The organism is Hyphomicrobiales bacterium (genome assembly GCA_002869065.1).
Classification (GTDB): Bacteria; Pseudomonadota; Alphaproteobacteria; order Rhizobiales; family Rhodobiaceae; genus Rhodobium.
This window is the reverse complement of sequence record PKTR01000002.1, coordinates 1335060-1348503: the sequence shown is the minus strand read 5'-3', so window position 1 is coordinate 1348503 and position 13444 is coordinate 1335060. Positions and strand designations below refer to the sequence as shown.

9 protein-coding genes and 1 pseudogene are annotated in these 13444 nt (G+C 65.3%); 5 read left to right on the top strand and 5 right to left on the bottom strand.

Going from position 1 to position 13444, the window contains the following annotated elements; all coding sequences use genetic code 11:
* Window positions 1-75 precede the first annotated feature (75 nt).
* From C0606_09895 to C0606_09885, 3 genes are all read right to left on the bottom strand, one after another.
* Complete coding sequence (locus tag C0606_09895) at window positions 76-1401, bottom strand: D-amino-acid oxidase (protein PLX38500.1); 1326 nt, start codon at window positions 1399-1401, stop codon at window positions 76-78.
* A 139-nt stretch (window positions 1402-1540) separates the two neighbouring features.
* Entirely contained in the window at window positions 1541-2413 is an 873-nt protein-coding gene (locus C0606_09890; GenBank protein ID PLX38499.1) for a hypothetical protein, read from the bottom strand.
* 580 nt (window positions 2414-2993) lie between these two features.
* On the bottom strand, window positions 2994-4679 hold the full coding sequence (locus tag C0606_09885) for an acyl-CoA dehydrogenase (GenBank protein ID PLX38498.1): 1686 nt from the start codon (window positions 4677-4679) through the stop codon (window positions 2994-2996).
* Between the two features lie 182 nt (window positions 4680-4861).
* Between C0606_09885 and C0606_09880 the strand changes: the two genes are divergently transcribed.
* Window positions 4862-5824 (top strand): hypothetical protein, encoded by a 963-nt coding sequence (locus C0606_09880; protein ID PLX38781.1) that lies wholly within the window; start codon window positions 4862-4864, stop codon window positions 5822-5824.
* Here C0606_09880 and C0606_09875 read toward each other — a convergent pair.
* On the bottom strand, window positions 5821-6714 hold the full coding sequence (locus C0606_09875) for a hypothetical protein (GenBank protein PLX38497.1): 894 nt from the start codon (window positions 6712-6714) through the stop codon (window positions 5821-5823). The genes C0606_09880 and C0606_09875 overlap by 4 nt on opposite strands.
* 54 nt (window positions 6715-6768) lie before the next feature.
* The gene (locus C0606_09870; protein PLX38496.1) at window positions 6769-7473 is read right to left on the bottom strand and encodes an SAM-dependent methyltransferase; all 705 of its coding nucleotides are present in this window, start codon (window positions 7471-7473) and stop codon (window positions 6769-6771) included.
* A gap of 319 nt (window positions 7474-7792) precedes the next feature.
* Between C0606_09870 and C0606_09865 the strand changes: the two genes are divergently transcribed.
* From C0606_09865 to C0606_09850, 4 genes and pseudogenes are all read left to right on the top strand, one after another.
* On the top strand, window positions 7793-8062 hold the full coding sequence (locus C0606_09865; GenBank protein ID PLX38495.1) for a hypothetical protein: 270 nt from the start codon (window positions 7793-7795) through the stop codon (window positions 8060-8062).
* Window positions 8063-8686: 624 nt separating this feature from the next.
* Window positions 8687-11197 (top strand): annotated as a pseudogene (locus C0606_09860) (dimethylglycine dehydrogenase).
* 84 nt (window positions 11198-11281) lie between these two features.
* Window positions 11282-12295, top strand: coding sequence for a methionine synthase I (locus C0606_09855; protein ID PLX38494.1), 1014 nt, complete (start codon window positions 11282-11284; stop codon window positions 12293-12295).
* Between the two features lie 173 nt (window positions 12296-12468).
* Window positions 12469-13437 carry a metFprotein gene (locus C0606_09850; protein ID PLX38493.1) on the top strand — a complete coding sequence of 323 codons (969 nt, stop codon included), beginning with the start codon at window positions 12469-12471 and terminating at the stop codon, window positions 13435-13437.
* Window positions 13438-13444: the final 7 nt, after the last annotated feature.

The window sequence follows — 13444 nt, the reverse complement described above, 5'->3', positions numbered from 1 at the left end:
CCTGAACCAGTGACAAAATGTCATGCAGATTCCGCAAGTATTTGCCATTTTGTCAGGTTAACAGTCAATGAACACTCACACCGCCGCAAACGGCGCGAGCTTGCTGCCGTCGATGAATCGGGTCCAGGAAAACGGCGCCGGATCGACCAGTGGCGTCGCCCCGCGCGCGATATCCGCCACCAGATGCCCCGCGCCCGGCCCGATGCCGAAGCCATGGCCGGAAAAGCCTGTCGCCAGAATGAGACCCGGAATGCTGTCGACCGGCCCGATCACCGGCACCGCGTCCGGCGTCACGTCGATGCCACCGGCCCAGCGCTCGACGATCTGCATCTCCTTGAACGCCGGATGAGCGCGCGCCAGTTTCTCCGCGAGGCTTTTGAGCCAGGCCGCTTCCGGCGCCGGATCGTAGGTCCTGACCGCCTCATAGGGGCCGGGCCGGTCGGTGCCGCCCGACAGGGTCCAGCCGAGCTCCTTGAGGAACGAGCCGCGCAAGCGCAGATGCATGCTGCCGATCTCACTTTTCAGACCGGGCAGGAAATCGAAGAAGAAACGGAAACTGTCCGGCACGATCTCGACCAGTTCGGCGTGGCTCGGCGCCAGCGAATAGCCGCCATCGAGCCGACGGCGGAACGAGAACCCGGGCCCCCAGACGCCACCGCCATAGACCTCCGGCAGCGGCGCGGTGCGCATCACCGAACCGAGCACCTTCAATTGCGGCAGGCGAAGCCCGAGCCGGCGCACGAAAAGCGACGACCACGCCCCACCGGCAACCACCACGGTCGACGCCTTGACCGTGCCTTTTTCCGTGACGACGCCGGACACCCGCCCGGCAGATGTCTCGACGCCGCGCACCGCGCAATTGGTAAAAACGCCACCGCCGTTTGCCTGCGCCGCGCGGGCCAGCGCCGGTGCTGCCATCGAGGGTTCGGCCCGCCCGTCGCTCGGCGTGTACAGCCCGCCGGCGAAACGCTGCGTCGCGCCGGGAATGAGGTCGGCCGCTTCTTTCGCACCAAGCAACCGCGTCTCGATCGGAAAGCCCTTGCCGACCTTCAGCCAGGCCTCGAATTCGGCAAGCTTCGCGTCCGTGTCGGCGAGATAGAGAATGCCCGACTGCCGGAACCCCGTCTCCATGCCGATCTCGGCATTGAGCCCACGCCACAGATCGAGCGAGGCAAGCATCAACGGGATCTCGCGCGGGTCGCGCCCCTGGCTGCGAACGAAACCCCAGTTGCGGCTCGATTGCTCGCCGCCGATCTCGCCTTTCTCGAACAGCGCCACGGGCACGCCTGCGCGCGCCAGATAGTAGGCCGCGGCCGCGCCGACGATGCCGCCGCCGACAATGGCGACGTCGACCGAGGACGGCAGCTTTTCCGATGAGGTGACGGGATCGAGGATGGGCATGACGAGGAACTCGCGAGAAGGATGAAGCGCCGACTATAGGAGCAAAGCCACCCCGCGAGGAATGCGATTTCGCCTCACCCAGCATGCGTCATGGCGCCATCCCGAAAGCCGGACAAGGCACCGTATCAGAGACGCCGCGTCAAAGCGTGTGCCCGTCGATCAGGATCACCTTCATGACGTCGATCGGGCTTGTCCCGTTCGCCTCGGCAAGCCCGCGCATGGTGTCCTCTGCTTTGGCCGCGATGTCGTTCGCCTTCAGCCGGGCAATCGCCGTCTCGAGTGCAACGCCGGTCATCACGGACACCTCGGCAAGCGACTTGCGTCCGACGCCCTTGCCGGCAAACCGCGCCTCGACGTCCGCGCCCGTCAGCGCCGCATCGCCAACCGGCGCCGGCTGTTCCTCGAACACCCGCATCACCGCATAGATGTCCTTCGGCGTGATGCCGTTCGCCCGCGCGATCTTCTCCAGCGACTCGTTCGGCCCCGCAAAGGCAATGCCCTTTTCCTTCAGCGCCGCCATCGCCTTGTCGACATCGATGTCCATCCGCTTCGACAGGCCGGCGAGCGAGAACTCCTCGGCATGGCCGAACGGCGGCTCGAGATCCTTCGTCACCCAGGCGTCCTTGGCGATCGTATTGAGATCGAGCACCCAGCTTGCCGGCGGCAGGTTGAAAACCGTCAGCGCAATCAGCGCCACCGTGATCGCCAACGACAGATAGACCTCGCGGGAGAACTCCAGATGCCCTTTCACCCGCTCGGCGAGGTACTTCTTGAACGGCTTCCAGTTGAAATAGAGGTGCAAGACGCCGGTCGCGATGAACAACCCGCCGAAGATCATGTGGACCGCCGCCCACTCTTCCTTTTCGAGTCCGGCCAGCACCCAATGCGTCCAATAGGCGATCCGCCCCTGCGGCACGATGTAAAGCACGATGCCGGTGACGGTCAGGACGACGAACGCCCAGGTGACGAGAAACGCCACCAGCGAGCGGAAACCCTGCTTGTTGCGGACCATGATGGGGTCACCCTTCGACGCGACTGTTCGCGGCGGAGTCTACGCCGCTTCGCACCGCAGCATAAGCCGGCACGCCGTCGCGCCGGATAAACCCATAGAGATCGCGGACCTTTCTTCGGCGAGGTTTACAAAGCGCAGTGCCGCAGCCCCCTCCGCTCCCCGACACCCCGGGCTTGACCCGGGGTCTATTGCCCCTTTCGGAGAGGCACCCCCCGTGGCGGCGCGCGTCACCGCCCCACTCACAACCGTATTTTCGCAGCGCCACGGCCAATGGATGCCGGATCCCGCGGCGTCGCCGCTTGTCCGGCATGACGACGGAGGGGTGAGGATGCCGGCGCCTCACCACCATCTCCCGTCATCCTCCGGCTTGACCGGAGGATCGGGCCACAACGAGGTAGGCAGTGGTGGGTTGGCATTAATAGCCGCGAAGGGCGCTGCAATTTACAGCGCCCGTGCGCAATGGAGGACGATCCTCCGGTCAAGCCGGAGGATGACGATGGGGAGTTGCGCGCCAGGAGCGCGCGAAGACCGCCCCTTGCCGACCACCCGCAATAGAAGGGTGCGCCTCCTCAGCCAGCCCCTACGCGGCCGTTTCCAGCAAGCGCCGCGCGATGACCTGCGCCTGAATTTCCGCCGCGCCCTCGAAGATGTTGAGGATGCGGGCGTCGCACAGGACGCGGCTGATCGGATATTCGAGCGCGAAGCCGTTGCCGCCGTGGATCTGCAGCGCGTTGTCGGCATTCGCCCAGGCGATGCGGGCGCCAAGCAGCTTGGCCATGCCGGCCTCGAGGTCGCAGCGCAGACCGGAATCCTTCTCGCGCGCCGAGAAATAGGTCATCTGGCGGGCGATCATGACTTCCACCGCCATCATCGCCAGCTTGTCGGCAACGCGCGGGAACGAGATCAGCGGCTTGCCGAACTGGATGCGCTCCTGCGCATAACGCAGGCCGAGATCGAGCGCCGACTGGGCTACGCCGGTGGCGCGCGCCGCGGTCTGGATGCGGGCCGATTCAAACGTCTGCATGAGCTGCTTGAAGCCCTGGCCTTCCTCGCCGCCGAGCAGGTTTTCGCCCTTCACCTCGAAGCCGTCGAAGCCGATCTCGAATTCCTTCATGCCGCGATAGCCGAGCACCTCGATCTCGCCGCCCGACATGCCGTCGGCCGGGAACGGGGTCTCGTCGTCGCCGCGCGGCTTTTCGGCCAAGAGCATGGAGAGGCCCTTGTAGCCGGGCTCGTCCGGATTGGTGCGCACCAAAAGCGTCATCAGGTCGGCGCGGACCGGATGGGTGATCCAGGTCTTGTTGCCGGTCACCTTGTAGACGTCGCCATCCTTGACCGCACGGGTCTTCAGGCTGGCGAGGTCGGAGCCGGTGTTCGGCTCGGTGAACACCGCCGTCGGCAGCACTTCGCCCGACGCGATCAGCGGCAGCCATTTCTGCTTCTGCTCTTCCGTACCGCCGCCGAGGATCAACTCGGCCGCGATTTCGGAACGCGTGCCGAGCGAGCCGACACCGATATAGGCCCGGCTCAACTCTTCCGAGACCACGCACATGGATTCCTTCGGCAGGCCGAGGCCGCCATATTCCTCCGGGATCGTCAGGCCGAAGACGCCGAGTTCGGCCATCTTGGCGACTACGTCGAGCGGGATGTAGTCGTTCTTCAGATGCCATTCATGGGCATGCGGCAGCACTTCGGCCTCGGCGAAGCGGCGCATTTCCTCACGGAACGCCTCGAAGGTCTCGTCGAGCGCGGCGTTGCCGATGGTCGTCGAACCTTCGGTGTGCTGCATCAGCTCGACCAGGCGGGCGCGCTTCGCCGGCGTGTTGCCATTGTCGAGGAACCACACGACCGCCTCGTTGCCGGCCAGCGACGTGACGTCCTCCGCGCCAAGACCGATGTCGGACGGGCGCACGATTTCGCCCTGGCTCATCGGAATGCCGCCGATGCACTGCGCCAGATATTCGCCAAAGGCGATCTCGACGATCAGCGCCTCGATCTCACCGTAAACGCCATGGTCGGCCAACCGGTCGACATAGCCGCGCATTTCCTTCAGCGATTCCACATAGGTCGCGAACCAGGCAAGGCCGTGTGTGGCGCGCTGCTCTTCCTCGACCTTGCGGCTTGAAATCCGACCATCGACGCGGACCCGCGCGGCAATGGCTGAGCGCGCCTTGTCCAGAAGCACCGTGAGCGCGGCAACGGCGCTTTCGGCGCGGGCGCCCAGCGTGGCGGCATCGAGAACGGTTTCGGTTTCAGCGGCACTCATGACATTTCATCCCCGGACTTGCGACAAAGCTGTTCTATCGATGGTTTATGATGCGGTGCACACTTTGGCAAATTGCCTGTTTGGCGCAATCCGCCTTTGGACGCATTCAGCTTTGTGAAAATGAGGTAAGCTGGCGCCTGAAGGGGTGATTTGACCCGCGGGGAGGGAAAACGGCGATGGCCATGCGAGCCTATGTCGCGGCGCGACGTATCCTCGCCGACGCGTTCGGCCATTTCTATAATGACGACGGCTGGGCGATTGCGAGCCACGTCGCGCTGACCTCGCTGATGGCGATGTTCCCGTTCCTGATCTTCGTCTCCGCGCTCGCCGCCATGACGATGGGCACCACCGAGCTTGCCGAGGAAGTCGCGCGCATCCTGCTCGAAACCCTGCCCGAACGCATCGCACTGTCGCTGGCGACCGAGATCCACACCGTGCTGACCGTGCCGCGCGGCGACCTTCTCACCGTCGGTATCCTGCTCGCCATCTGGTTCGCCTCGAACGGCGTCGAGGCGCTGCGCACCGCGCTCAACCGCGCCTACCGCATGAAGGAAACCCGCTCGGTCTTCCTGCTGCGTACCCAGAGCATCATCTTCGTACTGCTCGGCGCCGGCGGCGTGCTCGCGCTCGCCTTCCTCGTCGTGCTGGCCCCGCTCGGCTGGGCGACGGCGGTGAAATGGATGCCCTGGCTCGCCCCCTTCGCCGGCAAGTTCACCCTGGTGCGGATCGGCGCAGCCAGCGTCATCCTGCTTGTCGGCCTGTTTGTCAGCCACGGCTTTCTGCCGGCCGGGCGGCGCCCCATCACCCAGCTGTGGCCAGGCATTCTGGCAACGCTGGTGCTGTGGCTGATCGCTGGCGCGGTTTTCGGTGCCTATCTCGAGACCTTCGCCAACTACGTCTCGACCTATGCCGGCCTCGCCGGCGCCATGACCGCGCTGGTGTTCCTGTATCTGGTGGCCGCCCTGTTCATCCTCGGCGGCGAACTGAACGCCGCCATCCTGCGTTACCGGGCGGTGCGTGCCGGCATTCGCCGCATCGACTGGCAGAACGCGAAAGAAATCCCGGACGCGGAAGCCACTGCCGGCCCGACGCTCGATCCGACCATGAGCCAGGATGAGGATAGAGGTATCGAAAAGAAGGACTAGCCGGCCTTCGGCGCCCGCGCGACGACGGCGACCGCCACAGTCGTCACCGCCATGCCGGCGATCTGGATCCAGTTGAGCGTTTCGCCGAACAGACCCCAGGCGACCAGTGCGGTCAGCACCGGCACCAGATAGAACAGCGAAGCGACGCGCGACACCGCGCCCTTGCGGATCAGCATCATTAACAGCGTGATCGCGCCGATCGACAGAACCAGCACCAGCCAGGCGAGCGCGATGATGAACTCCGTCGTCCAGGTTATCTCGAAATTCTCGAAGATCAGCGCACCGATGCCGACGACCGAAACGCCGCCGACATATTGCAGCACCGCGCCAGTGCGCAGATCGATGCCGGTCGCGAAACGCTTCTGATAGAGCGTGCCAAGCGTGATCGACACCGTGCCGATCAGCACGGGAACGATGGTGCCAACAGAAATACCGGCGTCGGCGACGTTCAGCTTCGGCGCCAGCACGAGCGACACGCCGACAAGACCGATTGCAAGCCCGATCCACTCCTTGGCGCCGATCTTCTCGCCGAGCACCGGTCCCGCGGCAAAGGCCGTCAACAGCGGTTGCAGGCCGACGATCAGCGCCGCGACGCCCGCCGGCATACCCCGGTCGATGCCCCAGAAGACGCCGCCGAGATAGCAGCCGTGCACGAGCACGCCGACCACGACCGCATGAAACGCGGCTGCCCGGCTTTGCGGCCAGGGTGCGCGCAGCACCGCAGCAACGATAGCCATGAGAATGACGACGATGCCGAAGCGGACAGTGAGGAAGGAGAGCGGCTCAGACCAAGGCGCCCCCATGCGCGCGCCGATATAGCCCGTCGACCACAACAGGACGAAGACCACGGGAACGAGGCGTGACAGGAGGGACGAAGTCGGATCGGTCATAAGCCCGTCTACAGGGGCAAGGCCCGTCCGGCAACCGCCAATTGCGCGACCCCCCTATGCTTGTTTCGCGGCCTTTTCGAAGACGAGGAAAAGATTGTTCGACGGCATCTGCACGATATCGACGAGCGCAAGGCCGGCTGCCTGCGCAATCACGGTGACGACACCGGTGTCGCGCAGCCCCCAGGCCGGGTTCTGGCTTTTCAGCGACTGGTCGAAGCGGCGGTTGCTGTCGGCGGTATGATGGCCGTCGCGCATGAACGGCCCGTAGATCATCAGCCTCCCGCCCGGCGCCAGCCGACGCCCGGCACCCGCCGTGATGCCGCGCGTCACCACAAACGGCGAAATGTGCAGCACATTGACGACGAGGATGCCGGCGAGATCGCCCTCGACCGCCCCACCTGCCGCCTCCGTTTCGGCCCCTGGCCCCGCCGCCCAGTGCTCGGCCGCCGCATCGAGCTGCACCGCCTGACGGATATTGTCGAGGCCCGCATGAAGCCGCCACGCCTCGACGCTCTCCACGTGCTTCGGCTCATAGTCGGTCGGCCACCATGTGTTGGCGGAAAAGCGCTCGGCCAGCGCCACGACATGCTGGCCGGTGCCACTGCCGATCTCGAGCACATCGCCGCTGCGGCCGCCGAGCGCATCGGCCACAGCATCGCCGATCGGCTCGCGATTCCTGTGAAACGCGGCTCCATCGAGCCGCGCATCGTCGGCGTCGGTTCCGACCCGCTGCGTGAAACGGCATTCCGGTCCGGTCATGTCCGATCTCTCCTTCGCGCCTGTGGGAGGCACACACCGCCCGCCTCCATTCCAGTCCAGAGCAACGGGCGCCCGCGCGCGCCCTGCCGGGCCGCATACCGCAAATAGAGTATGCGGAAAACTGCGTAGCTTTCTAGCATCTTCCCATAGGGGAGAAAAATGGCGGCCATCTGCGAATCATATTTGTTTTTCAGGGCTTTTCGAGCAAGCGAACAAAATGTGATGCGCATCACAACGGCATTCCGGCGGCCGTTCTAATCTTCAATCATCAACAACGGAAACGGCGCTGGGGCGCCGGCGACATTCAAGGAGCAAGGCAATGTTCAAGAAAGCCACCTTCGCCGCCATCGCTTTGGCGATCGCGACCACCACCCTCGCCTCGGGCTCGGCCTATGCCGGCAAGTACAACGACAAATTCCTCGACGTGCAGCGCATGCTCGATGACGAAGAGACCGGCGGCCCGGTCCTCGAGGGCGGCGTTGCCCCGGGTCAGACCCGCCACCGCGTCTGCCAGAACCTCGAGACCCCGGCCTACGACCGCTACGGCAACGAGATCGTGGTGATGAAGAAGACCTGCTGGTTCCAGTAAGAGCCGGCGACCAAGAATACCAACGATGCGAGGGCGGATACCCTTCGTCTTTCGCTTCGGACCCGGCCGGCATCATATCGTCGCCCCCCGGTGCCGGTCGGGTCACCTCTTCAACGAATTCCCACGGCGGCGCCTCACCGATTGCGTGCCGCCGATCCCGGGAACCTTTCGACGCGATGGCGGATAACCTTCGTCTTTCGCCTCGGACCCGGCCGGCATCTTTATCGTCGCCCCCCGGTGCCGGTCGGGTCACCTCTTCACAGAATTCCCACGGCGGTGCCGCCACGACGGCGCGCCGCCACTCCGGGAGCCTCTCGACGCGAGGGCGGATAACCTTCGTCTTTCGCTTCGGACCCGGCCGGCATCATATCGTCGCCCCCCGGTGCCGGCCGGGTTTTCCCGCTTCTTCCCGTTCCGCATACCTGCCAATCTTTCCTTTGCACCCGGCAATCGGCGCACCGCGTCGGGCCGCGTCACAAAGCCATGTCGCCATCAACCCCTCGAAGGTCGCAATTTGATCAGCGAGCGGTAGGATTGGCGGGCATTTTTGGCCAAAGATCGCGGAACCCGAACATCGCGGAACCGGGCCGCCGATCAGCAGAATTCGGACAGGGAGTGGAAGTCATGAAATCCCATGCGCGGGTCGTCGTCATCGGCGGCGGTGTCGTCGGCGTCTCGACGCTCTATCACCTCACCAAGAAGGGGTGGTCCGACGTCGTCCTGATCGAACGCAAGGAACTGACCTCCGGCTAGACCTGGCATGCCGCCGGTCTGCTGCCGCTGTTCAACATGAGCTACTCGGTCGGCCAGATCCATAAATACTCGGTCGCGCTCTACGAGACGCTCGGCGAGGAAACCGGCATGAACGCCGGCCTCTCGCAGGTCTCCAATATCCGCCTCGCCCGAACCAAGACCCGGATGGACGAGTACCACTATTATGCCGGCGTCGCCGAGACCATCGGCGTCGACGTCAAATTCCTCACCCCCGACGAGATCAAGGAAATCTGGCCGCTGTGCGAGACCGATGATCTTTTGGGCGCCATCCAGCACCCGCGCGACGGCTACATCCAGCCTGCCGACCTGACCCAGGCGCTGGCCCGCGGCGCGCGCAACGGCGGCGCCGAGATCTACCGCTTCACCACCGTCACCGGCATCGAGCAGCAGCCGAACGGCGAATGGGTCGTTCACACCGACAAGGGCGACATCACCTGCGAGCATGTCGTGACGGCAACCGGCAACTTCGCCCGCCAGACCGGCGAGATGGTCGGCCTCGACATCCCGGTGATCCAGGTCGAGCACCAGTTCATCGTCACCGAGCCGCACCCCGAAATCCTCAAGCGCCAGGAACAGGGCCTGCCGGAAATGGGCGTCCTGCGCGAATCCGATTCCTCCTGGTACATGCGCGAGGAAAATGGCGGCCTGCTGCTTGGCCCCTACGAGGTCGGCGCGCCCTGCTGCTACGTCGACGGCCCGGCCGAGGATTGCGAATACGAGCTGTTCCAGGAAGACCTCGACCGCCTCGCCCCGCACATCGAGACGGCGATGGCCCGCGTGCCGGCCTTCGGCGAGGTCGGCGTCAAGGAAGTCTACAACGGCGCCATCTGCTACACGCCGGACGGCTCGCCGATCATCGGCCCGGCCTGGGACCTGAAGAATTTCTGGATCAATGAAGGCCACTCGTTCGGCATCACGGCGGCCGGCGGCGCCGGCTGGCAGCTTGCCGAATGGATCGTCGAGGGCGAGCCCTCCATCGACATGATGGGCGTCGACCCGCGCCGCTTCGGCCCCTACGCCGCGCGCGGCTATCTGCGCCAGAAGAACGAAGAGGCCTACCGCAACGTCTTCACGCTGCACTACCCGGACGAGGAACGCAGCGCCGCCCGCCCGCTGAAACGCGCACCCTGCTACGACCGCATGGCAGCGCTTGGCGCCGTGTTCGGCTCCGTCTATGGCTGGGAGCGGCCGAACTGGTTCGCGCCGGAAGGCTACGAAGTGCCGGCCGAGGAACTCGACGTCGACGACGTCATTACCAACCACAATCACGCCCCCGCCGACCACACCGGCAAGGTGCGCGAACGCTGGTCGTTCCGCCGCTCGAACTACTTCGAATTCGTCGGCGCCGAATGCCGCCACGTTCATGAAAAGGTCGGCATTCTCGACATGTCGGCCTTCGCCAAATGCGAGATCGTCGGCCCGGGCGCCGAAGCCTGGCTCGAAAGTCTCGTTGCCAACCGCATTCCGAAGAAGGTCGGCCGCGTCGGTCTCTGCCACATGCTGACGAGCCGCGGCGGCGTGCGTGCCGAGTTCACCATCTACAAGGAAGCCCCGAACCGCTACTACCTGGTCTCGGCCGGTGCCTTCGAGCGCCACGATCACGACTATCTGGAAAAGGCGCTGCCGGCAGACGGCTCGGTGCGCATGCACCGCACCACCTCGCAATACGGCGTGCTGGTCATCGCCGGCCCGCGGTCGCGCGAACTGTTGCAGAAGCTGACCGACACCGATCTGTCGCACGGCGCCTTCCCGTGGCTGTCGGGCAAGACGATCAGCATCGGACACGCCCAGGCCAAGACGCTGCGCGTCAATTTCGTCGGCGAACTCGGCTTCGAACTGCATCACCCGATCGAGATGCAGAACACCATCTTCGACCTCGTCATGGAGGCCGGCGCCGAATTCGACATCAAGCCGTTCGGCATCCGCGCCATGGATTCCATGCGCCTTGAGAAGTCCTACCGCCTGATCCCGCGCGAATTGTCGATCGAATACACCGCCTTCGATTCCGGACTCGACCGTTTCGTGCGGCTCGACAAGGACGACTTCATCGGCCGCGACGCGCTGGTGGCCGACAAGGAAGCCGGTCCGAAATGGCAGTTCGTCACCATGGAAGTGCACGGCATCACCGACGTCGACCCGCGCGGCTCGGAACCGATCTATCACGACGGCAAGCTCGTCGGCCGCGCCACCTCGGGCGGCTATGGCTGGCGTCTCGGCAAGTCGCTGGCGCTCGCCATGGTGCCGCCGGCGCTGTCCGCCGAAGGCACCGAACTGCAGATCAAGATCCTCGGCGAGCTCTACAAGACGACGGTCATTCCCGAGAGCCCGTTCGACCCGGAAAACGCCCGCCTGCGGAGCTAATCCCCTCGCTCGCCGGGCAATCAGTTCATATATGAGACGAGGGCAGGACGTTCCTGCCCTCGCGTATTTTCTTGCGAGGCCGTCATGTCTCTCTTCGAAACCCTGCTTGCCGAACGCCGCATCCTCTTGGCCGACGGCGCCACCGGCACCAACTTCTTCGCCATGGGGCTGGAAGCCGGCGAAGCGCCCGACGTCTGGAACGTCGAGGCGCCGGAGAAAGTGCTCGCCCTGCACCGCGCCTTTGTCGAGGCGGGCTCCGACATCATCCTCACCAACACCTTCGGCGCCAACCGCCACCGGTTGAAGCTGCACGGACTGGAAGATCGCGTCGTCGATCTCAACGAACAGGCCGCCCGTCTCGCCCGCGCCGAGGCTGAAGCCGCAGGCCGCCCGGTCGTGGTTGCCGGCTCGGTCGGCCCGACCGGCGAATTGTTCGAACCGCTTGGCTCCCTTTCCTATGACGGCGCGGTCGACGCCTTCGCCGAACAGATTGAAGGCCTTGCCGCCGGCGGCGTCGATATCGTCTGGATCGAGACCATGTCGGCGCCGGAAGAAATGCGCGCCGCAGCCGCAGCCGCCACCCGTTGCGGCATGCCCTATACGCTGACGGCAAGTTTCGACACCGCTGGCCGCACCATGATGGGGCTAGCGCCAGCCGCGCTCGACACGCTCGCCGAAACGCTCGAGCCGCACCCGGCCGCCTTCGGCGCCAATTGCGGCGTCGGCGCCTCCGATCTGCTGGTCTCGGTGCTCGCCATGACCGAAGCCGACCCGCAAGCGATCGTCATCGCCAAGGCCAATTGCGGCGTGCCGCATTTCGAGGGTGAAAACATCGTCTATTCCGGCACGCCGGAACTGATGGCCGACTATGTGCGGCTTGCCGCCGACTCCGGCGCCCGCATCATCGGCGGCTGCTGCGGCACCTCGCCGGAACATGTCGCGGCGATGCGCGTCGCCCTCGACGAGTATCTCACCAATGAGGGCGCCGACCGCCCGCGGCCGGATCAGGACAGCATCGTCGCACGCATCGGGCCGCTGGTATCGCCGCCGAAGGAAGCCGGCGAACCGCGCACGCGAACGCGCCGCCGACGCTCCTGATGGGCCGGTTTTCCAGTGCCCTGCAAAGAGAATTGTCTGGCCACGTCGCTCAACGTCGCAGCCAGACAAAATAGAACGCAAAAAAACTCGTAGATTTTCCGGAGATCGGCGGTTGTTCCGGACCGATCATGCTTTGGATCGCGCCAGATGCCGCGCCAGCCGGATATCAGGTCATGGAACTGAAGACCGCTCTTCTTGACACCGCAATGCCCGCCGACCTCGCCGGCCAGCTTGCCTACCAGCCGACACAGCAGGACATGATCCGCCAGTTGGCGGCGTCATCGTCTTTCGAACTGGCGCCGGTCGCCGCCGCCAAGATCCCGTTCTTTTCCGACATCATGACCGCCGGCACGGAAGTGTTCCTGCCGCTGCTGCCGGGCGCCTCGCTCGCCGACACCATTCCGCTCGCCGTCCGGCTTGCCCAGGACGGCATGCGCCCTGTTCCGCATCTCGCCGCCCGCCGCCTGTCCGGCTTCTCCGAACTCGACGACACGCTCGCCCGGCTGCGCGAATGCGCCGATGTGCGCGACGTGCTGATCATCGCCGGCGATCCCGGGATGCCCGCCGGGCCGTTCGCCAACAGCCTCGACGTGCTGGAGAGCGGGTTGCTGGAGCGCCACGGCATCGAGCGTGCCTTCGTCGCCGGCCATCCCGAGCCGAACCCGGCGATCCCGAGCGACGTCGCCCGCGACTTCCTGCTGATGAAGAACACCTTCGCGCGCGAAACCGGTATCGCGGTCGAGATCGTCACGCAGTTCTCCTTCTCCGCCCGCACCATCCTCGCCTGGGAGCGCGAAATGCGCGACGCCGGCAACACGCTGCCGATCCGCGTCGGCCTCGCCGGCCCGACCAAGCCGGCAACGCTGATCAAGTTCGCCGCCATGTGCGGCGTGCGGGCCTCCGCCGGGTTTGCGGCAAAGAGCGGCCTGAAGCTGACCAAGCTGGCGTCCGAACGCGCGCCCGACGACGTCATCGCCCCGCTCGCGGAAGCCCTCGTCGCCGACCCGCTGTCGCGCATCACCGGCCTGCACCTGTTCACCTTCGGCGGGTTCGCGAAGTCCGCCGCCTGGGCGTCGGCCGTTGCCGAAAACCGCTTCCAGATGAAGCGGAACGGATCGGCCTTTTCCGTCGATCTGGGCTGAAACTTCC

Excerpts from the sequence above, each read along its gene's own strand:
- C0606_09895 (PLX38500.1), bottom strand. The coding sequence starts at position 1,401 with ATGCCCATCCTCGATCCCGTCACCTCATCGGAAAAGCTGCCGTCCTCG.
- C0606_09890 (PLX38499.1), bottom strand. The coding sequence starts at position 2,413 with ATGGTCCGCAACAAGCAGGGTTTCCGCTCGCTGGTGGCGTTTCTCGTC.
- C0606_09885 (PLX38498.1), bottom strand. The coding sequence starts at position 4,679 with ATGAGTGCCGCTGAAACCGAAACCGTTCTCGATGCCGCCACGCTGGGC.
- C0606_09880 (PLX38781.1), top strand. The coding sequence starts at position 4,862 with ATGCGAGCCTATGTCGCGGCGCGACGTATCCTCGCCGACGCGTTCGGC.
- C0606_09875 (PLX38497.1), bottom strand. The coding sequence starts at position 6,714 with ATGACCGATCCGACTTCGTCCCTCCTGTCACGCCTCGTTCCCGTGGTC.
- C0606_09870 (PLX38496.1), bottom strand. The coding sequence starts at position 7,473 with ATGACCGGACCGGAATGCCGTTTCACGCAGCGGGTCGGAACCGACGCC.
- C0606_09865 (PLX38495.1), top strand. The coding sequence starts at position 7,793 with ATGTTCAAGAAAGCCACCTTCGCCGCCATCGCTTTGGCGATCGCGACC.
- C0606_09855 (PLX38494.1), top strand. The coding sequence starts at position 11,282 with ATGTCTCTCTTCGAAACCCTGCTTGCCGAACGCCGCATCCTCTTGGCC.
- C0606_09850 (PLX38493.1), top strand. The coding sequence starts at position 12,469 with ATGGAACTGAAGACCGCTCTTCTTGACACCGCAATGCCCGCCGACCTC.